General features: G+C 71.6%; 19 protein-coding genes. 11 read left to right on the top strand and 8 right to left on the bottom strand.

The features are described 5' to 3' along the window. Positions 1-41: 41 nt before the first annotated feature. Both QRX60_RS26560 and QRX60_RS26565 read left to right on the top strand, forming a co-directional pair. Positions 42-1,658, top strand: coding sequence for an acyl-CoA synthetase (locus QRX60_RS26560; protein ID WP_285994158.1), 1,617 nt, complete (start codon positions 42-44; stop codon positions 1,656-1,658). Positions 1,659-1,671: 13 nt separating this feature from the next. Next, a complete protein-coding gene (locus QRX60_RS26565) occupies positions 1,672-2,772 on the top strand; it encodes an NAD(P)H-dependent flavin oxidoreductase (RefSeq protein ID WP_285994159.1) in 1,101 nt (366 codons plus the stop codon). A 62-nt stretch (positions 2,773-2,834) separates the two neighbouring features. Here QRX60_RS26565 and QRX60_RS26570 read toward each other — a convergent pair whose 3' ends face one another. Together QRX60_RS26570 and QRX60_RS26575 are read right to left on the bottom strand one after the other, a co-directional pair. Next, positions 2,835-3,635 carry a S1 family peptidase gene (locus tag QRX60_RS26570; RefSeq protein ID WP_285994160.1) on the bottom strand — a complete coding sequence of 267 codons (801 nt, stop codon included), beginning with the start codon at positions 3,633-3,635 and terminating at the stop codon, positions 2,835-2,837. A 125-nt stretch (positions 3,636-3,760) separates the two neighbouring features. Beyond that, positions 3,761-4,978 carry an APC family permease gene (locus tag QRX60_RS26575; protein ID WP_285994161.1) on the bottom strand — a complete coding sequence of 406 codons (1,218 nt, stop codon included), beginning with the start codon at positions 4,976-4,978 and terminating at the stop codon, positions 3,761-3,763. 80 nt (positions 4,979-5,058) lie between these two features. On the opposite strand from QRX60_RS26575, the gene QRX60_RS26580 reads away from it, so the two are divergent. From QRX60_RS26580 to QRX60_RS26610, 7 genes are all read left to right on the top strand, one after another. Next, positions 5,059-5,832 carry a GntR family transcriptional regulator gene (locus QRX60_RS26580; protein WP_285994162.1) on the top strand — a complete coding sequence of 258 codons (774 nt, stop codon included), beginning with the start codon at positions 5,059-5,061 and terminating at the stop codon, positions 5,830-5,832. Between the two features lie 58 nt (positions 5,833-5,890). Beyond that, positions 5,891-6,271 carry a DoxX family protein gene (locus tag QRX60_RS26585; RefSeq protein WP_285994163.1) on the top strand — a complete coding sequence of 127 codons (381 nt, stop codon included), beginning with the start codon at positions 5,891-5,893 and terminating at the stop codon, positions 6,269-6,271. 76 nt (positions 6,272-6,347) lie between these two features. Next, positions 6,348-6,842, top strand: a complete 495-nt coding sequence (locus QRX60_RS26590; RefSeq protein WP_285994164.1) for a hypothetical protein — start codon at positions 6,348-6,350, stop codon at positions 6,840-6,842. A 146-nt stretch (positions 6,843-6,988) separates the two neighbouring features. After that, positions 6,989-7,513: a hypothetical protein gene (locus tag QRX60_RS26595; RefSeq protein WP_285994165.1), complete on the top strand. Its 525-nt coding sequence runs from the start codon at positions 6,989-6,991 to the stop codon at positions 7,511-7,513. Positions 7,514-7,536: 23 nt separating this feature from the next. Beyond that, entirely contained in the window at positions 7,537-7,974 is a 438-nt protein-coding gene (locus QRX60_RS26600; protein ID WP_285994166.1) for an SRPBCC family protein, read from the top strand. Between the two features lie 65 nt (positions 7,975-8,039). After that, a complete protein-coding gene (locus QRX60_RS26605) occupies positions 8,040-9,443 on the top strand; it encodes an MFS transporter (protein ID WP_285994167.1) in 1,404 nt (467 codons plus the stop codon). Between the two features lie 173 nt (positions 9,444-9,616). Further along, positions 9,617-10,291: an RlpA-like double-psi beta-barrel domain-containing protein gene (locus QRX60_RS26610; protein ID WP_285994168.1), complete on the top strand. Its 675-nt coding sequence runs from the start codon at positions 9,617-9,619 to the stop codon at positions 10,289-10,291. Between the two features lie 58 nt (positions 10,292-10,349). Here the strand turns inward: QRX60_RS26610 and QRX60_RS26615 are convergent, their stop codons facing one another. The 4 genes from QRX60_RS26615 to QRX60_RS26630 all read right to left on the bottom strand — a co-directional run bounded on the left by QRX60_RS26615 (position 10,350) and on the right by QRX60_RS26630 (position 15,716). Next, a complete protein-coding gene (locus QRX60_RS26615; protein WP_285994169.1) occupies positions 10,350-12,023 on the bottom strand; it encodes a fumarate hydratase in 1,674 nt (557 codons plus the stop codon). Between the two features lie 447 nt (positions 12,024-12,470). Next, positions 12,471-13,502: a sigma-70 family RNA polymerase sigma factor gene (locus QRX60_RS26620; RefSeq protein WP_285994170.1), complete on the bottom strand. Its 1,032-nt coding sequence runs from the start codon at positions 13,500-13,502 to the stop codon at positions 12,471-12,473. A gap of 289 nt (positions 13,503-13,791) precedes the next feature. After that, positions 13,792-14,217, bottom strand: a complete 426-nt coding sequence (gene dtd / locus QRX60_RS26625) for a D-aminoacyl-tRNA deacylase (protein WP_285994171.1) — start codon at positions 14,215-14,217, stop codon at positions 13,792-13,794. Beyond that, positions 14,214-15,716, bottom strand: a complete 1,503-nt coding sequence (locus QRX60_RS26630) for a DUF7782 domain-containing protein (RefSeq protein WP_285994172.1) — start codon at positions 15,714-15,716, stop codon at positions 14,214-14,216. The genes dtd and QRX60_RS26630 overlap by 4 nt, the downstream gene beginning before the upstream one ends. A gap of 28 nt (positions 15,717-15,744) precedes the next feature. Here QRX60_RS26630 and QRX60_RS26635 point away from each other — a divergent pair, with 28 nt between their 5' ends. Both QRX60_RS26635 and QRX60_RS26640 read left to right on the top strand, forming a co-directional pair. Then, positions 15,745-17,010 (top strand): amidohydrolase, encoded by a 1,266-nt coding sequence (locus QRX60_RS26635; protein WP_285994173.1) that lies wholly within the window; start codon positions 15,745-15,747, stop codon positions 17,008-17,010. A gap of 17 nt (positions 17,011-17,027) precedes the next feature. Next, the gene (locus QRX60_RS26640) at positions 17,028-17,363 is read left to right on the top strand and encodes a DUF3099 domain-containing protein (RefSeq protein WP_285994174.1); all 336 of its coding nucleotides are present in this window, start codon (positions 17,028-17,030) and stop codon (positions 17,361-17,363) included. A gap of 76 nt (positions 17,364-17,439) precedes the next feature. Here the strand turns inward: QRX60_RS26640 and QRX60_RS26645 are convergent, their stop codons facing one another. After that, positions 17,440-18,312, bottom strand: a complete 873-nt coding sequence (locus QRX60_RS26645; RefSeq protein WP_285994175.1) for a carbohydrate kinase family protein — start codon at positions 18,310-18,312, stop codon at positions 17,440-17,442. Continuing rightward, a complete protein-coding gene (locus QRX60_RS26650; protein ID WP_285994176.1) occupies positions 18,309-19,214 on the bottom strand; it encodes a pseudouridine-5'-phosphate glycosidase in 906 nt (301 codons plus the stop codon). The genes QRX60_RS26645 and QRX60_RS26650 overlap by 4 nt, the downstream gene beginning before the upstream one ends. Positions 19,215-19,223: the final 9 nt, after the last annotated feature.

Here is a 19,223-nt window from a genome sequence, read left to right on the forward strand (position 1 = left end):
GTGCCATTGCCCAGAACGATAACATGTTCTACTTTGAGGGCGTGGCACTCAACATCGCGGATCTTCTGGAGCACGCCGTCGACGCCGTGCCGGAGCGCGTCGCGGTCGTGTGCGGCGACCGGCGGGTCACCTTCGCCGAACTGGAGGCGCGGGCCAACCGGCTCGCCCACCACCTCGCCGCGCACGGCGTGGGACGCGGGTCCCACATCGGGGTCTATTCCCGCAACTCGATCGAGGCCCTCGAGGCGATGATCGCCGCGTACAAGCTGCGCGCGATCGCCGTCAACGTCAACTACCGCTACGTGCACGGCGAGCTGGCCTACCTCTTCGGCGACGCCGACCTCGTCGCGCTCGTGCACGAACGCGGCTACTCCGACAAGGTCAGGGCCGTCCTCCCCGAGACGCCGAAACTGAAACACGTTGTCGTGATCGACGACGGAAGCGACGGCGACTATGCGAGCTACGGCGGCGTCGACTACGAAGCCGCGATCGAGGCGCAGTCGCCCGAGCGCGACTTCGAAGAGCGCAGCAACGACGACCTCTACATCCTCTACACCGGCGGCACCACCGGCTACCCGAAGGGCGTGCTCTGGCGCCACGAGGACATCTGGCGCGCGCTCGGCGGCGGGATCAACTTCGTCACCGGCGAGTACGTCCCCGACGAGTGGACGCTCGCCGAGCAGGGCAAGGCCGGCAGCCTGACGCGGCTGCCCGCCGCGCCGCTGATCCACGGCGCCGCGCAGTGGGCGGCGTTCGGCGCCCTGTTCACCGGCAGCCCGGTGGTGTTCGTGCCCCGCTTCGACGCCCACGAGATCTGGAAGGCCGTCCAGGAACATAAGGTCCAGGTCCTCACGATCGTCGGCGACGCGATGGCCCGCCCGCTCATCGAGGCCTTCCGCGAGGGCGACTACGACGCTTCGTCGGTCGTCGCCGTCTCGAGCCACGCCGCGCTGTTCTCGCAGTCGGTGAAGCAGGAGTTCGTCGAGCTCGTGCCGAACGCCGTGATCACCGACGCGATCGGCTCGTCGGAAAGCGGCTTCACCGGGATCGGCATGGTGGCCAAGGGCTCCGACCACAGCGCCGGCCCGCGGGTCAGCTTCGGCAAGGACGCCATCCTGCTCGACGACGACGGCAACCTCGTCGAGAAGAAGCCCGGCGCGGTCGGGCTGATCGGCCGCCGCGGGCACGTCCCGCTCGGCTACTACGGCGATCCCGAGAAGAGCAAGAAGATCTTCGTCGAGGTCGACGGCGTCCGGTACGTCGTCCCGGGCGACTACGCCCGCTACGAAGAGGACGGCACGGTCACCCTGCTCGGCCGGGGCTCCCAGTGCGTCAACACCGGTGGCGAGAAGGTCTACCCGGAAGAGGTCGAGGGCGCGCTCAAATCGCACCCGGACGTCTTCGACGCACTCGTCATCGGGATCCCGGACGAGCGGACCGGCCAGCGCGTCGCCGCCGTCATCCAGCTCCGCGAGGGCGCCGAGGCCGACCTCGCGGGAATCGAGCAGCACGTCCGGGGCGAGATCGCCGGGTACAAGGTGCCGCGCACCGTCTGGCTGGCCGACGAGATCGGCCGTTCGCCCAGCGGCAAGCCGGACTACCCGTGGGCCCAGCGCTACGCCGCCGAGCACGAACCGGCCACGGCCCAGCCCGTCTAGGAGGACACCACCAGTGCGGACATCCCTGTGCGACCGGCTCGGCATCGACCTGCCGATCATCGGGTTCACGCCCTCGGAGCACGTCGCCGCGGCGCTCAGCCGCGCCGGCGGGCTCGGCGTGCTCGGCTGCGTCCGGTTCAACGACGCCGCCGAGCTCGACCGGGTGCTCACCTGGATGGACGAGAACACCGGCGGCAGGCCCTACGGCGTCGACATCGTGATGCCGGCGAAGATCCCCGCCGAGGGCACCCAGGTCGACCTGGCGAAGCACATCCCGGAGGGCCACCGCGCGTTCGTCGACCGGGTGCTGAAGGAGCTTTCGGTGCCGCCGCTGCCGGACGACACCGACGAGCGCGCGGGTGTGCTCGGCTGGCTGCACTCGGTCGCCCGGTCGCACGTCGAGGTCGCGCTGAACCACCCGATCAAGCTGATCGCGAACGCGCTCGGCTCGCCGCCGGCGGACGTCATCGGCCAGTGCCACGATCGCGGTGTGCCGGTGGCGGCGCTCGCCGGGAAGGCCGAGCACGCGGTCCGGCACGTCGAGAACGGGGTCGACTTCGTGGTCGCGCAGGGCTACGAAGCCGGCGGGCACACCGGCGAAATCGCGTCCATGGTGCTGGTGCCGGAGATCGTCGACGCCGTCGACGTGCCGGTGCTCGCCGCGGGCGGGATCGGCTCCGGCCGGCAGGTGGCCGCGGCGCTCGCGCTCGGCGCGTCCGGCGTCTGGATGGGTTCGATGTGGCTCGCCACCGAGGAGTACCTGCAGACCATGGGCGAGTCCGTGGCGATGCAGCAGGCGCTGGTCGGCGCGACGTCGTCGGACACCGTCCGGACGCGGATCTACACCGGCAAGCCCGCGCGGCTGCTGAAGACCCGCTGGACCGAGGCGTGGGCCGCGGCGGACGCGCCCGAGCCGTTGCCGATGCCGCTGCAGAACCTGCTGGTTTCCCACGCCCACAACCGGATCCACGCGGCGAACGACCCGAGCGTGGTGTCGATGCCGGTCGGGCAGATCGTCGGTCGGATGAACGCGGTCCGCCCGGTCGCCGAGGTCGTCGCCGACCTCGTCTCCGGCTACGAAGAAGCACTGTCCCGTTTGGACAAAACCCGCTGAAAAGCCGTGAATGGCACATTGAGGGACTCTAAGTCCCTCAATGTGCCATTCACGGCTTGAAGCTAGAGCGAGGAGGCGGCCGCGGCGATCTTCGACGCGAACGTGCTCACCTCGGTGTAGACGCCGGGGGCGTGCGGCCGGGCGCAGCCGTCACCCCAGGAGACGATGCCGACCTGGATCCACGCGTTGGTGTTGTCCCGGCGGAACATCGGGCCGCCGGAGTCGCCCTGGCAGGTGTCGACGCCGCCGGCGGTCAGGTTGCCCGCGCAGATCTCGGCGCTCGGGATGAGGTCGGGGTAGCTGCCGCCCTGGGCGGTGCAGGTGGCGTCGTCGACGAACGGGACGGTCGCCTTGAGCAGGTACCGCTGCTGGGCGCCGCCCTCGGTCGCCGCGCCCCAGCCGGCCACGGTGAACGTGCCGGTGTTGTAGGTCGACGTCGTCGCGATCGGCAGCGTCGAGAGACCGGTGACCGGGCTCGCGAGCTTGATCAGCGCCCAGTCGCCGCCGGTCGAGGTGCCGTAGGTGGGGGACTGGTAGACGTAGGTGGACTTGATCTTCTTGGCGCTGGTGCTCTGCAGGTCGACCACGCCGACGGTCGCCGTGATCGAGGTGTTGGCCCCGGTCCGGCTGACGCAGTGGGCGGCGGTCAGGACGATCTGGTTCGTGTAGAGCGAGCCGCCGCAGCCCATCGACAGCCGGACCATGAACGGGAACTCGCCCTGGGCGGCCCGGGTCCCGCCGACGACGTCGGTGGACGGTGGCTGGGCCGCGATCGCGGGGGTGGCGAACGACGCGGCCGCGGCGACCGCGGCCACCGCGGTGGTGACGTTTCTGAGCAGGGTGAACCAGCGCTTGGGAGCCAAGGGGATCAGTCCTTCCAGTGTCCACAGTGGAAGCCGTTGCCGTCAGCGGCCCCATGACTACACCAGGTGCTCACATACCCGGACAACCAACTTTCTTCGGATGTTTCGGGCGGTTGGGTGATTTCTCACCGGCGGATCCGGCGGACGCCGTAGGCTGCGGCGCCCAGCGCCAACGCGCCGCAGCCGGCCAGCACCGAAGGCAGCGGCAGGCTGAAGGCCAGCACCACGCACCCGGCCAGCCCGAGGACCGCCACGATCCGGGACGCGCCGCGCAGCGTCAGCGCCGCCGCGTTGGCGACCGCGTAGTACGTCAGCACCGCGAAGGACGAGAAGCCGATCGCGTCGCGCAGGTCGATCGACGCGGCGAGCACGGCGACCACGAGGCCGACGCCGAGTTCGGCGCGGTGCGGCACGTCGTGGCGCGGGTGCACGGCGGCGAAGAAGCGGGGGAGGTGGCCGTCGCGGCTCATCGCCAGCGTCGTGCGCGAGACGCCGAGGATGAGCGCGAGCAGCGAGCCGAGCGCCGCCAGCGCCGCGCCCACCCGCACGGCCGGGGCGAGCCACCCCGGGACGGCGGCGGCGATCGGGTCGGGGCTCGCGGCGAGCGCGGCCGGCCCGAGCCGGACCAGCAGCAGCACCGCCAGCGCGGCGTAGACGACGAGGGTGAGGCCGAGGGCCAGCGGGATGGCGCGGGGGATGGTCCGGGCGGGGTCGCGGACCTCCTCGCCGAGCGTCGCGAGCCGCGCGTACCCGGCGAAGGCGAAGAAGAGCAGCCCGGCCGCCTCGAGGACGCCGTCCGCGCCGGGCCAGGCGACGAGCGGCCCGCCGGCGGCCGGCCTGGTGGCCATCGCGACCGCGGCGGCGGTGAGCACGAGCAGGGTGCACGACACGATCACCCGGGTCGCGAGCGCGGACCGGTGCACGCCGAAGTAGTTGACCGCGGTGAGCGCGGCGACGACCGCGACGGCGAACACGCTCCGCCACGGCTGCCCGAGGCCGGGCGCGGCATAGGCGACGACGGTCAGCGTCATCGCGGCGCAGCTGGCCGTCTTCCCCGTGACGAATCCCCAGCCGGCCAGGTAACCCCAGAATTCACCGAGCCTTTCCCGGCCGTAAACGTAGGTGCCGCCGGATTGGGGATAAATCGCCGCGAGCCGCGCCGAAGACATCGCATTGCAGTAGGCGACCACGGCCGCGAGGACCAACGCGATGAGCAAGCCGGCTCCCGCGGCGCGCGCCGCCGGGGCGAACGCGGCGAACACGCCGGCGCCGATCATCGAGCCCAGGCCCAGGAAAACGGCGTCGGCGAGGCCGAGACGCCGGGCAAGCGGTGTCGAACGCATCCGGGTGATCCTCCGTGTGACGGCCGTGTTACGCGCCACAGCGAACCACGGCGCACCGGGAAACGAATAGGGTCGATTCCGTGCCCGCCCCTTCGCGCCATTACCGCCTCTCCGCCGACGGCCCCGTCCTCGACGGGATTCCCGAGCACGGCCGTGTCCCGCGCTACTACGCGGTCAAGGTCGAACTGCTGGCGGTGATCGCGGAACTCGGTGAAGGATCGGTGCTGCCCACGGAACGGGAACTGTGCGAGCGTTTCGAAGTGTCGAGGGCGACCGTACGGCAGGCGGTCGGCGAGCTGGTGCTCGAGGGCAAGCTGAGCCGGCGGCAGGGGAGCGGCACGTTCGTCGCCGGCCCGAAGCTGGTGCAGCCGCTGGCCCTGGTGAGCTACACCGAAGGACTGCGGCGGCAGGGCATCCGGCCGGGCCGCAGCGTGATCACGCTGGAGCGGCGCCTGGCCGGCAGCGCGCTGGCCGCCGACCTGCAGGTCACCTCGGACGCCGAGGTGATCCACATCGAGCGGGTGCTGCTGGCGGACGAGGAGCGCGTCGGCCTGGAGTCGACATATCTCCTGGCCGAGCGGTTCCCGACGCTGCTCGAGGTGTTCGACCCCGAGGAGTCGCTGTACGCGTGCCTGAGCGAGCGGCTCGGCGTGGTGTTCGACGGCGCCGAAGAGCGCGTCGAGACGGTGCTGGCGACCCCGCGCGAAGCCCTGCTCGTCGGCACCAACCCGGCGCTGCCGATGCTGCTCGTGCACCGCATCTCGTGGGGCCCGGACGGCTGCCCGTTCGAGCGGGTGCGCTCGCTGTACCGCGGTGACCGCCTGAGCTTCATGACCCGCCTCGGCCGCGCCTGACTGTCACGTTCTCCGCGGCGTCCTCGTTCCTCCCGCACCAACGGAACGGGAGGACGTCATGAACATCGCTTTGTGGGTCGGTCAGGTCCTGCTGGCCGCGATCTTCGCGCTGTCGGGCGCGCTGAAGTCGACGATGTCGCGGCAGCGGATGCTCGAAACCGGCCAGACGGGGGCGGCGGCGTACCCGCTGCCGGTGGTGCGGTTCACCGCGATCTGCGAGCTCTTCGCCGTGGTGGGGCTGATCCTGCCGGTGCTGCTGGGGGTCGCGCCGGTGCTCACCGGCTGGGCGGCGGTGGGCCTGGCGGTGGTGATGGTGGGCGCGATGGCGATGCACGGCCGGCTGGCGGTCGTGCGGCGGAAGCCGGCGGAATGGCGGAACGTCGGGGTCAACGGGCTGATCCTCGCGGTGTGCGTGTTCGTGGCCGTCGGCCGGCTGTGAAGAGGACGGGCCGGCAACTCGTCCGGGCCGCCCATCGCCGATGCAACCGTTCCGGCGTCCGCTCCGTCCTGCAGGTATGCGCACACTGCTGGGTACGGGTCTGCTGCTCCTCACGCTGACGGCGTGCGGGGCGGCCAACACGGCTGCGCCCGCCGGGAGCAGCACCGGACCGGAGACGCCCACGACGTCGGCTTCGTCCTCGGTGCCGGGTTCACCGACGGTCGCGCCACCGCCGTCGCAGACCGTCGGGCGGCCGACGCAGGGCATCGCCCCGGGTGACGACGTGATCGCGGAGTCCCAGATCGATGCGCGCGGGCTGCCCGAGGGCTACCCCCGGAGTCTCACCCGCAGCCTCGACGGCAAGACGGTGATCCTCCAGGCGGAGGAGGGCGGGTGCCGCCGCGTCGCCGCGCACGTGGGTGACCAGACGCCGCAGCAGGTGGTCGTGCTGATCTCCGTGATCGCGGCGAAGAAGGGCCAGATGTGCCCGGACTACATCAAGGAGGTCAGCATCCCGCTGACCCTCGCCGAGCCGCTGGGGACGCGCACCGTGGTGCTCCGCCAGGGCTGACGGCTTTCGCAGACGCTGGGAGGGCCGCCCCGGGATGCCCGGGGTCGCCCTCCCAGACCACGTCCGGGGCACTTTCCGGGAACCGGATCCGCGACCGGGTCGATCTTCCGTGCAACCCCCCACCGGCCCCGTTCCGTCTTCGGGGCATGAGGTACTTAGCGAAGGTGGCCGGGACAGGCGCGATCCTGCTGATGGCGACAGCCTGCGCCGGCCAGAACGTGCCCATCAGCCAGCCCGCCGGGGGGACCTCCGCGGCCCCCACCGGCAGCGTGTCGACGTCGCCGAGCGAGTCGGTGCTGCCGGCTCCGCCGTCGGTCGACCCGTCGGCCAACCCGCCGGGCAAACCCCGGCTGACCGTGCCCGAAGGCAGTACTCCGGTGCCGCCGGACAAGGTCGACGCCGCGGCGCTGCCCGCCAACTACCCGCACGAGGTGTGGACGGCCAACGGCGGCACCATCCTCAACATCCGCGCCCAGGAAGGCGGCTGCGGTCACGCGCTCGGGGAGGCGACCGAGCAGGCGGGCGACCACGTCGTCGTCAACCTGAGCGAGACCAAGGCCCAGACCGGCCAGATGTGCACCATGGACATCCGCCACCCGGTGATCTCGGTCGCGCTGGCCGCGCCGCTCGACCAGCGCACGGTCGTGCTGAAGACCACGCCGCCGAAGTGATCACCCTGGCCTAGGCTCGGGTGATGGGAAGCCGCCAGGTCTCACGCACCGCGATCGTCGCCACGACCCCGGAGAAGATCTTCGGGCTCCTGGCCGATCCGGCCCAGCACCCGCTCATCGACGGATCCGGGACGGTCCGGGCCGCCCAGTCCGGCGGCCCGGACCGGCTCACGCTCGGGGCCCGGTTCGGCATGGACATGAAGATGGGCGCGTCGTACAAGATCCTCAACACCGTGGTCGAGTTCGAAGAGGGCAGGCTGATCGCCTGGCGCCACTTCAACGGCCACCGCTGGCGCTGGCGCCTCGAGCCCCTCGACGGCGGCCGCACCGAGGTCACCGAGACGTTCGACTGGTCGACGGCGAAGTTCCCGCTGGCCATCAGCCTCAGCCCGTTCCCGCGCAAGAACGCCGACAGCATCGAGAAGACCCTGGCGCGGCTCGGGGAGCTGTTCGCGGCCTGACGGAGGCCGCACCCAATTAGTTGTACAGTGCTTAATATTGTCCGTGCAACTAGTTTGGGAGTGCGGTGCCGCAGCCGGTGCGGCGGCGGGTGGTCCTGGCCACCTGCTGCCTGAGCCTGTTCATGGTCGGGCTCGACAACACGATCGTGAACCTCGCGCTGCCGTCGATCCGCCACGAACTGGGCGCGTCGGTCTCGGGTCTGCAGTGGACGATCGACGCGTACACGCTCGTGCTGGCGAGCCTGCTCATGCTGTCCGGCTCGACCGCGGACCGGGTCGGCCGGCGCCGGACGTTCCAGACCGGCCTCGCGCTGTTCAGCCTCGGCTCGCTGCTGTGCGGGCTCGCGCCGAACATCGGGCTGCTGGTCGCCTTCCGCGCGCTGCAGGCGATCGGCGGGTCGATGCTCAACCCGGTCGCGCTGTCCATCGTCGCCAACGTCTTCACCGACCCCCGTGACCGCGCCCGCGCGATCGGCGTCTGGGCCGGGGTGAACGGGCTGAGCCTGGCGGTGGGGCCGGTGCTCGGCGGCGTGCTCGTCGCCTGGGCCGGGTGGCGCTCGATCTTCTGGATCAACGTCCCGGTCGGCGTCGCGGCGATCGTGCTGACGGCGCTGTTCGTCCCGGAGTCCCGCGCCCCGCGCCCGCGCCGCCTCGACCCGGTGGGCCAGCTGCTGGTGATCGTCCTGCTGGCCGCGCTGACGTACGGGATCATCGAAGGCCGCGGCTCGGGCACGACGGTGGTGGTGGGCTGCTTCGCGATCGCCGCGGCCGCGCTGGCGGTGCTGCTGCCGTACGAGCGACGGCGCCGGGATCCGTTGCTGGAGCTCAGGTTCTTCCGCAGCGTGCCGTTCTCGGGCGCGACGCTCACCGCGGTCGCCGGGTTCGCGGCACTGTCGGGCTTCCTGTTCCTCACCACCCTCTACCTCCAGGAGACGCGCGGCTTTTCGGTGCTGCACGCGGGGTTGCTGACCCTGCCGATGGCGGTGCTGACCGCGGTGGGCGCACCGCTGTCGGGCCGGCTGACCGGGAAACGCGGCCCGCGGCTGCCCTTGCTGGTGGCCGGGGCGGGGATCGCCGCGTCCGGCGTCGTGCTGGCGGGGATCGGCCCGGAGACGCCGATCTCGCTGCTGGTCGTGGGGTACGTGTGCTTCGGCATCGGGTACGGCCTGCTCAACGCGCCGATCACGAACGCGGCGGTGTCCGGGATGCCGCGCGAGCAGGCCGGTCTGGCGGCGGCGGTGGCGTCGACGAGCCGCCAGGTGGGGACGTCGCTGGGCGTGGCGGTGGTCGGCGCGGTCGTGGCGGGGAGCGGGGGGACACCGCCGGGAACGGGCCGGGCGGCGTGGGCGATCGTCGCGGGCTGCGGGGTGCTGGTGTTCGCGCTCGGTCTGGTGACGACGGGCCGCTGGGCCCGGGCGACCGCGGCCCGGGTGAGTGGTCCGGACCACGACGACGCCCCGGTGACCTGATCCCCGCGCAATCCCCTGCTGAGGGCCGGTCGCGTGGTGAATGGTCCGGACCAGTGCGTTTCCTGCGCCGTCGAAGCCGTCGAAGCCGTCGAAAATTCGTCCGGATCCCGGTGAACCGCCGCTGTTACCGAGCCGTATCCATGAGTGAGGTGGTGATCAGAGAGGAGGGGCACATGCCCCGGTTGAGCAGTGGTCGGCACCGCAAGCAGGCGACCGTCGGTCTGGCCGCGTTGCTGGGTGTTTCCGGCATCACCGCGACCGCCATCGCGTTGAGCAGTCCCGCGGGCAACGCGGCCGAAGCGCCGAAGGAGAACTGCGGAGGGCTCGACACCGCCCTGCAGAACAACCTGAACTTCATCGCGGGCCAGCAGGCGAACCCGGACGCGCAGTCGGCCGCGCGGATCGCCAACCGGCAGGCGGTCGTCGACCTGATCCAGCAGCGGCGGCAGGTCGCGGGCTGCACGGCGAACGTCGTCGCGAACAACGGCCAGGCAACGCCGGCCCAGCAAGCACCTGCTGCGCAGGCCCCGGCGCAGCAGGCGCCCGCACAGCAGAACCAGAACCAGGCCGGGGCGAACACCGGCGACCAGGGTGCGACGGGCGACGTCGTGTGCGCCGGCTCCACCGTGACGCTCTCGGGCGAGGGCGGTGCGCCGGCCGCGTCGAGCAACCAGTTCCCGGCGGGGACGAAGCTGAAGGTGACGAACCTGGACAACTCGAAGTCCACGACGGTCGAGGTGACCTCGGTGTCGGGCAGCTGCGCGCTGCTCAACAACGCGGCCTTCGAACAGGTTCGGGAGCCCGGAAAGTTCCTCATCCGGCGGGCGCGGATCGAGCGCGTCGGCTGAGGGAGCAGGGAAGGAAAGGGGGCACCGGCGGCGGGCCGGTGTCCCCTTTCCCCGTGCGCTAACGGAAGCTGATCTGCAGCACCGGGTCGCCGGTGCTGGCGAAGAAGTCGTTGCCCTTGTCGTCGATGACGATGAACGCCGGGAAGTCCTCGACCTCGATCTTCCAGACGGCTTCCATGCCGAGCTCGGCGTACTCGAGGACGTCGACCTTCTTGATGCAGTCCTGCGCGAGCCGCGCGGCCGGGCCGCCGATCGAGCCGAGGTAGAACCCGCCGTGCGACTGGCACGCGGAGGTCACCTGCTTCGAGCGGTTTCCCTTGGCCAGCATGACGAGCGAGCCGCCGGCGGCCTGGAACTGCTCGACGTAGGAGTCCATCCGCCCGGCCGTGGTGGGCCCGAACGAGCCGGACGCGTAGCCCTCCGGCGTCTTCGCCGGGCCGGCGTAGTACACCGGGTGGTTCTTGAGGTAGTCCGGCATCTCCTCGCCGGCGTCGAGGCGCTCGGCGATCTTGGCGTGCGCGATGTCGCGGGCGACGACCAGCGGCCCGGTGAGCGAAAGCCGCGTCTTGACCGGCAGCTGCGACAGCTGGGCGCGGATCTCCGCCATCGGCCGGTTGAGGTCGACGCTCACGACGTCGTCGGAGAGGTCCTCCTCGGTGACGTCGGGGAGGAAGCGGGCCGGGTCGTGCTCGAGCTGCTCGATGAAGACGCCGTCCGCGGTGATCTTGGCTTTGGCCTGGCGGTCGGCGGAGCAGCTCACGGCGACACCGACCGGGCAGCTCGCGCCGTGGCGGGGGAGCCGGATGACGCGGACGTCGTGGCAGAAGTACTTGCCGCCGAACTGCGCGCCGATGCCGAACTGCCGGGTCATCTCGAGGACCTGCTGCTCGAGGTCCCGGTCGCGGAAGGCGTGGCCCAGCTCGGAACCTTCGGCCGGCAGGTTGTCGAGGTAACGCGCCGAAGCGAGTTTTGCGACCTTCAAGTTGAACTCGGCTGACATGCCGCCGACGACGATCGCGAGGTGGTAGGGCGGGCAGGCCGCGGTGCCGAGGCTGCGCAGCTTCTCGTCGAGGAAGCGCGCGAGCCGCTTGGGGTTCAGGACGGCTTTCGTTTCCTGGTACAGGAACGTCTTGTTGGCGCTGCCGCCGCCCTTGGCCATGAAGAGGAACTCGTAGGAAGGATCTTCGGACTGCCCGGCTGTGTTGTCCTTGTGGTAGAGCTCGATCTGCGCGGGCAGGTTGGTCCCGGTGTTGCGCTCGTCCCAGAAGTTCACCGGCGCCATCTGCGAGTACCGCAGGTTGAGCTGCTGGTAGGCGTCGAAGATGCCCTGCGAGAGGGCGCGCTCGTCGTCACCGCCGGTGAGGACGCCTTCGCCGCGCTTGCCGATGACGATGGCGGTGCCGGTGTCCTGGCACATGGGGAGGACGCCGCCGGCCGAGATGGCGGCGTTGCGCAGCAGGTCCATGGCGACGAAGCGGTCGTTGCCGCTGGCCTCGGGGTCGTCGACGATGGCGCGCAGCTGCTGCAGGTGTGACGTGCGCAACAGGTGCTGGATGTCGCTGATGGCGGTGCGCGCGAGGGTGGTGAGCGCCGCGGGGTCGATCTTCAGGAACGTCCGCCCGGCGGCTTCGACGGTCTCGACGCCCTCGTCGGTGACCAGCCGGTACTCGGTGGTGGTGTCCTTGCCCAGCGGGAGGACTTCGGTGTGCTGAAACGTGGTGGTGGACGGCACTGCCAGGCTCCTTTGCCAGCTCCGGGATCGGTCCACCCTACGCAGCGGGGAGGGTCACGCCGAAGAGGCATGCGGTCACTGTGAAGCACCCCACCCCGCCCCGCGGACGGCGGGGCGGTGCGGAGGGGGCGGCGGGAAGCTGGTCGGGAGGCCGGGTCCACCCCGACGGACCCGACCTCCCGGGGAGAGCGCCCGGATGCGTGCACATCCGGCCGCGTGGTCTGCGCCGGTGCCGGTGAAAGCCGCTAGACGAATGTGGCGTGACGCACGTCATAAGTCAACGCGGCCGAACGGGTGTCGGCGAAGGGTTGCTACCCAGGGTCCGTGGGGGCAAAACCCCTTTTTCGTGGAAAAATTTCCGGCCACGCCACGGAGAACGCGGAAGCGCTGGTCGCAGGCGTGCGAAAAGGGCGGGTGCCGGTGGCACCCGCCCTTCCCGGGGAACGATCAGCTGGCGTAGGCGCGGAGCCGGTCCGCGCGCTCGCCCTGGCGGAGCTTCGACATGACCTCGCGCTCGATCTGGCGGACGCGCTCGCGGGACAGCCCGAAGTGCTTGCCGATCTGGTCGAGCGTGCGGGGCTGGCCGTCGTCGAGGCCGTAGCGGAGCCGGATGACCTGCTGCTCGCGGTCGTCCAGCGTCGAGAGGACCCGGCGCAGGTCGTCCTGGAGCAGGCTGGAGATCACGGCGCTCTCGGCGTCCGTCGCCTCGGAGTCCTCGATGAAGTCGCCCAGCGGGGCGTCCTCCTCCGCGCCGACCGGCATGTCCAGGCTTACCGGGTCACGCGAGTGGTCGAGCAGGTCCGAGATCTTGTGGGCCGGGATGCCGGACTCGGCCGCCAGCTCCTCGTGCGTCGCGTCGCGCCCGAGCTGCTGGTGCAGGTCGCGCTTGATGCGGGCCAGCTTGTTGACCTGTTCCACCAGGTGGACCGGCAGCCGGATCGTGCGACCCTGGTCGGCCATCCCCCTGGTGATGGCCTGGCGGATCCACCAGGTCGCGTAGGTCGAGAACTTGAACCCCTTGGAGTAGTCGAACTTCTCCACCGCGCGGATCAGGCCCAGGTTCCCCTCCTGGATCAGGTCGAGCAGCGGCATCCCCCGGCCGGTGTAGCGCTTGGCGAGCGAGACCACCAGGCGGAGGTTGGCCTCCAGCAGGTGGTTCTTGGCCACGTGGCCGTCGCGCACCAGAGCGGACAGCTCGGTGCGGCGCTTCGGCGTGAGGCTCTCGGCCGTGTCCAGCATGTGCTGGGCGAACACCCCGGCCTCGATGCGCTTGGCGAGCTCGACCTCGTCGGCCGCGGACAGCAGCGCCGTCTTGCCGATACCGTTGAGGTAGACACGCACGAGGTCGGCGGCGGGGCTCTGGGCGTCGAGGTCGGCATCGGTGAGCGCCCCCACGCCCATCGGCTGCTCCTCGGACACCTGAGCCGGGATGCGCTCGCGAATCCCGCGCGACTCGCGTTCGAGAGTCTGGACTGACATTCTGCCTCCCCGGTCACGGGCTGAACGTGTTGCTGCGGTCGTCCCACCGGTGTGCGTACCCGCGACCGGGGCCTGTGGAACCCGGTACGCCGGTCCGGCCGGCTTGGCTGGACATCTGGCACAACGCTCCGGGTTTCCAAAACGTTCCCGGCTCGCCTGAAAAGGAGACGGCTGCCGGAGCCCTCCGGTTGCTCCACCATTGCTGAGCTTTTGCTGAGAACGTTCCGTGACCGGGGAACCTGAGAATCCCATGTGAATCGGGTCGGGAAGTGAACCCTTCCGAGGTGGTCTAGACCTCCACGAGAACGGTGAACGGACCGTCGTTGACGCTCGAGACCGCCATCATCGCCCCGAAACGGCCCGTCGCGACGGTGGCGCCGCGGCCGCGCAGCTCGGCCACGACGGCGTCCACCAACGGCTCCGCGACCTCCGGCCGGGCGGCCCGCGTCCACGACGGCCGGCGCCCTTTCTTCGTGTCGCCGTAGAGCGTGAACTGGCTCACCACGAGCAGTGGCGCATTCGCCGTGGCGCATGATTCCTCGTCGCGCAACACGCGCAGCTCGTGCAATTTGCGCGCCATCGCGGCGGCCTTCGCCGCGTCGTCGTCGACGTGGATTCCCAGCAGCACAAGCAAACCCGGTTCGGTGATCGCCCCGACGACCTCGCCGCCGACGGTCACGTCCGCCCGCGTGACGCGGGCCGCGACGGCCCTCACCGGGCCGCCGGGACGAGCATCCCGTGCCGGACGAGCTCCCGGACGACGGGCAGCGCGGCGGCCGCCAGCTCCTCCGCTGCCAGGCCCTGCGCGGCCGCGAGGAGCTCGATCAGGTCCTCCAGGGGCAGCGCGCCGCGGCAGCCCGCGAGCAGCCGCGCGGCCAGCTCGTCGACCTCGTGCTGCCAGCCCGGACCGTCGGTGCGGTGCAGCCGGCGGACGGTCGTCGCCCAGCCTTCGTCGCCGGGGGCCTCGATGCTTTCCAGCAAAACCGTGTCCGGGACCACAAAACGGACATCAAGCAACGAATCTCCCGATTCCCGCAGCCATTCCGCGCGGTCCAGCCAGCCGGCCGCTTCCGGGCCCAGCGGGTCGTCGTAGGCCTGCCGGAGGTCCTCGCAGACCACGGTCGGTGTGCGCCCGGCCGCGCGCCGCAGCGTCACGAAGCCGAAACCGATGCCCTGGACGTCGTGGGCGGCGAACCAGTCGAGCCACGCCGCCGCCTTCGCCCGGCCTTCGGGCGAGCGCGGGTCGAGGCCCGCGTCCCGCAGCCAGGTGCCCACGTAGAGCGCCGGGTCGGCGACGTCGCGCTGGACGAACCAGGCGTCGGTCTCGGCGGGCAGCCAGCGGCTCACCCGGTCGGCCCAGTCCTCTTTGCCCGTGTGCAGCCACGACGCGAGCAGCTGGCCGACTCCGCCCTCGGTGAGGAAGCCGGGCAGCTGCCGGACGACCAGCGCGCTCGCGTCGTCGCCGGCCAGCCCGGAGTCGCGGTAGGTGTAGTCCACGCGGGCCGGGCCGACCACGAACGGCGGGTTGCAGACGACCTGGTCGAACTTCCGCCGCGCGACCGGCGCGAACCACTCGCCGCGGACCAGTTCGACGTCCAGCTCGTTCAGCCGGAACGTCGCCGCGGCCAGCGCGAGGGCGCGCGCGGAGACGTCGGTGGCGGTCACACGCCGGGCGTGCCGGGTCGCGTGCAGTGCCTGGACGCCGTTGCCGGTGCCCAGGTCGAGCAGCGTGCCGACGGGCCGGCGGCTGGTCGCGCGGATCAGCGACAGCGACGCGTGGCCGACGCCCAGCACGTGGTCCTCGGGCACGGTGGTGCCGAGCACGTCGGCGTCGAGGTCGGAGACTACCCACCAGGAGCCTTCGTCGTCGCCGTGCGGGCGGATGTCGAGGGCGGCGCGGTAGCCGTCCTGGACCGCGCTCAGCACACCGGCGGCGACGGCGTCTTCCGGAGTCAGCGGGGCGAACGCGGCCTTGACGGCGGTCTCCGGCTCGGTCCCGCCCAGCAGGAACAGCCGGATCAGCGTCCCGAGGTCGCCGGCGTCGCGGCTCGCGCGTTCGGCCGGCACCGGCTCGCCGCGGCCCAGCGCCGCGTGCGCGGCCCCGCCGAGGGCGGCCACCACGCCGTCGGCGTCGTAGGAGGTGCGCCGGAAGGCCTCGCGCAGCCGCGCGCAGACGTCGTCGGACAGGTCGGGCAGTACGCTTCGCGTGCTCACGGTGGGTAATGCTGCCACGATGGCCCCCGTGACCCTTGAACGCGTCCTCGCCCCGCTCGACGCGGCGCTGCCCGAGCTCGAAGCGCTGTACATCGACCTCCACCGGCACCCCGAGCTGTCCTTCGCCGAAACCCGGACGGCGGCGGAGCTGGCCCGGCGGCTGGAGCGCGACGGCTACGAGGTGCACACCGGCATCGCCGGCACCGGCGTGCTGGGCGTGCTGCGCAACGGCGAGGGCCCGGCGGTGCTGCTGCGCGCCGACATCGACGCGCTGCCGGTCGAGGAGAAGACCGGGCTGTCGTACGCGAGCACCGCCCGCGGCACCGACGAGCACGGCAAGGACGTCCCGGTCATGCACGCCTGCGGGCACGACATGCACGCCACCTGGCTCTCCGGCGCCGCGGCGCTGCTCGCGAAGGGCCGCGACACCTGGTCCGGCACGCTGCTGGTGGTGTTCCAGCCCGGCGAGGAAAGCGCGGGCGGCGCGTCGGCGATGGTCCGCGACGGCCTGTACGAGATCGCCGGGACGCCCGACGTGGTGTTCGGCCAGCACCTGGTGCCCGGCCCGGCCGGCTGGGTGCTCACCCGGCCCGGCGTGATCATGGCCGCGACCGACACCCTGCGCATCACCCTGCACGGCCGCGGCGGCCACGGCTCGCGCCCGGAGACGACCGTCGACCCGGCCGTGCTGGCTGCGTCCGTGGTGCTCAAGCTGCAGACGATCGTCTCGCGCGAGATCGCCGCCACCGACTCGGCGGTGGTCACCGTCGGCTCGCTGCACGTCGGCACCGCGAGCAACGTCATCGCCGACGACGCCGTGCTCGAGGTGAACGTCCGGTCCTTCGACCAGGCCGTCCGGGAGCGCGTGCTCGCCGCGGTCGAGCGGATCGTCACCGGCGAGGCCGCGACGGCCGGCGCGCCGAAGCCGCCCGACATCGTCCGGTCGGGCTCGTACCCGATCACCGAGAACGACGAAGCCGCCAACGACGCGCTCACCGAAGTCTTCCGCGGTCACTTCGGCACCGACGTCGTGATGCCGGCCCCGCTGGTCACCGGCAGCGAGGACTTCAGCGAGTTCGGCCGCGCCGCCGGCGTCCCGTCGGTGTTCTGGCTGGTCGGCGGCCTCGACGCGGAGACGGTGATCACGGCGATGACCGAGGGCCGGTTCGAGCGCGACATCCCGTCCAACCACTCGCCGCGCTTCGCCCCGGTGCTGCACCCGACCCTGCGCACGGGTATCGAGACGCTGGTGGCCGCCGCGGTGAGCCGGTTGCGTCACCCCGGTGTCGGATGAGCCGGACAGGTGGGACGATGGGGCACGGAGGTGGTGCAGTGACCATGCCCGCCAACGACTCGGACCCGGTGCTGATCACCGGGGCAGCCCCGTCGTACGAAGAGCAGTTCGCGGCACGCAAGCGCAAGTACGTCATCATGATGTGCTGCCGCATCCCGTGCCTCATCGCGGCCGGGCTGACCTACCACGTGTGGTGGCTGGCGCTGGGGTTCCTCGCGATCTCGGTGCCGCTGCCGTGGATCGCGGTCCTCATCGCGAACGACCGGCCGCCCCGCAAGTCCGAGCAGGTCAACCGCTTCCAGGCCGAGCCGACGGCGATCGAGCACACGGCCCACCGCGTCATCGACGGCTGACCAAGCCGCCACTTCTCCGACGAAAGCTGCGCTCCGGGTCCCCCGAGGCGCATCTTTCGCCGAGAAAGATGCGGGTTCAGGCCGGTTGAGGTCCGACCTTTCCGACGGCCAGTGCGCCCAGCCGCGTCCCGTGCCGCAGGATGTCCACTGTGGACTCCCCGGCGAGCCAGCCGGTGAGCACGCCCGCGTCGAACGCGTCGCCCGCGCCCGTCGAGTCGAGGCACTCCGCCTCGATCGCGGGCACGCTCGTGACGCCGCCGTCGTCGACCCAGCTGGCACCGTCCAGCCCGGCGGTCACGACCACCGCGCCGACCGTGCCGAGCAGTTCCTTCGCCGACGCCGGGTCCGCCGAGCCGGTCAGCGCCACCAGTTCTTCGGTGTTCGGCATCAGCAGGTCGACCCCGCGGACGTCGTCGAGGAACGCCGCCGGGTCGGTGATGTGCGCGGCCGCCTGCGGGTCGACCGACGTCGTGAGGCCCAGCTCACGGGCGAGCGCCAGCGCGGTGAGACCCGCGGCCCGCGACGGCGGGTCGAGCAGCACGTACCCCGACAGGTGCAGGTGGCCCGCGTCCGCCAGTACCGCCGGGGTGACGTCTTCGGGGGAGAAGCGCTGGTTCGCGCCGCGGTCGGCGAGCATGCTCCGCTGCCCGGAACCGTCGACCATCACCACGACGCAGCACGTCGGCGCCTCGGGGTCGACCGCGAACGCGCAGCGCACGCCGGCCGCTTCCAGTTCCGCGCGGATCAGCCGGCCGCCCGGGTCGTCGCCGATCCGCGCGAGCAGCGTCGTGTCCGCGTCCAGCGAACGCAGCCACAGCGCCGTGTTGGCGCCCGAGCCGCCGCCGGTGAAGCGGATCTTCGCGCGGGCGTCGCCGCCGTGCGGCAACGGCTTGTCGTGCCGGGCGATCACGTCGAGGGCCGCGTCGCCGACCACCACGATCCCGGTCATGCCAGCGCCACCGCCACCTCGGTCGCGAGCTTCGCGTTGTTGAGCACCAGTGCTTCGTTCGCGTCGATGCTCACGCCGCCGCTGGCCGTGTGGAAGTGCTCCAGCAGCACCGGCGTGACGTCGGCGCCGTGCACGCCCCGCTCGGCCACCAGCGCAAGGCCTTCGGCGAGCAGCCGGTCGTGCAGCTCTTTGTCCATTTCGGACGCTTCCGGGATCGGGTTCGCCAGCAGGACACCGGAATCCGCGAACGCGCGGTGTGCGGCGACGACGGCGGCGGCCTGCTTCGGGTCGTCGACCCGCCAGCCGACCGCGTGGCCCGACGAGCGGAGGTAGAACGCCGGGAAGTCGTCGGTGCGGTAGCCCAGCACCGGCACCGAGTTCGTCTCGAGGACTTCGAGCGTCGCGGGGATGTCGAGCACCGACTTCACGCCGGAGCAGACCACCACGGTCGGCACCTTCGCGAGCACGCCGAGGTCCGCCGAGACGTCCCAGGACTGCGCCGCGCCGACGTGCACGCCGCCGAGCCCGCCGGTGGCGAACATCCCGATGCCGGCCGCGGCGGCCAGCGCCGACGTGCTCGCCACGGTCGTCGCGCCCGAGCGGCCGAGGCCGACGGCCGGGCCGAGGTCGCGCAGCGACAGCTTGTCCAGGCCGGCATCCGGCGCGCAGACGCGCTCGAGCTCGGCGGGGGAGAGGCCGACGACCACGCGGCCGTCGAGCACCGCGATCGTGGCCGGGACGGCGCCGCCGTCGCGCACCACGCGCTCGAGACGGTGGGCGACGTCGAGGTTGCGGCCCGGTGGCAGGCCGTGGGACAGGATGGTGCTCTCCAGCGCGACGACGGGATGCCCGTCACGCAACGCCGAGGCGACCTCTTCGTGCAGGGTGAGTGGGGTGGTCACGAGGGACCA

The sequence above is a fragment of the Amycolatopsis mongoliensis genome (assembly GCF_030285665.1).
In the GTDB taxonomy this organism is placed as follows: Bacteria; Actinomycetota; Actinomycetes; order Mycobacteriales; family Pseudonocardiaceae; genus Amycolatopsis; species Amycolatopsis mongoliensis.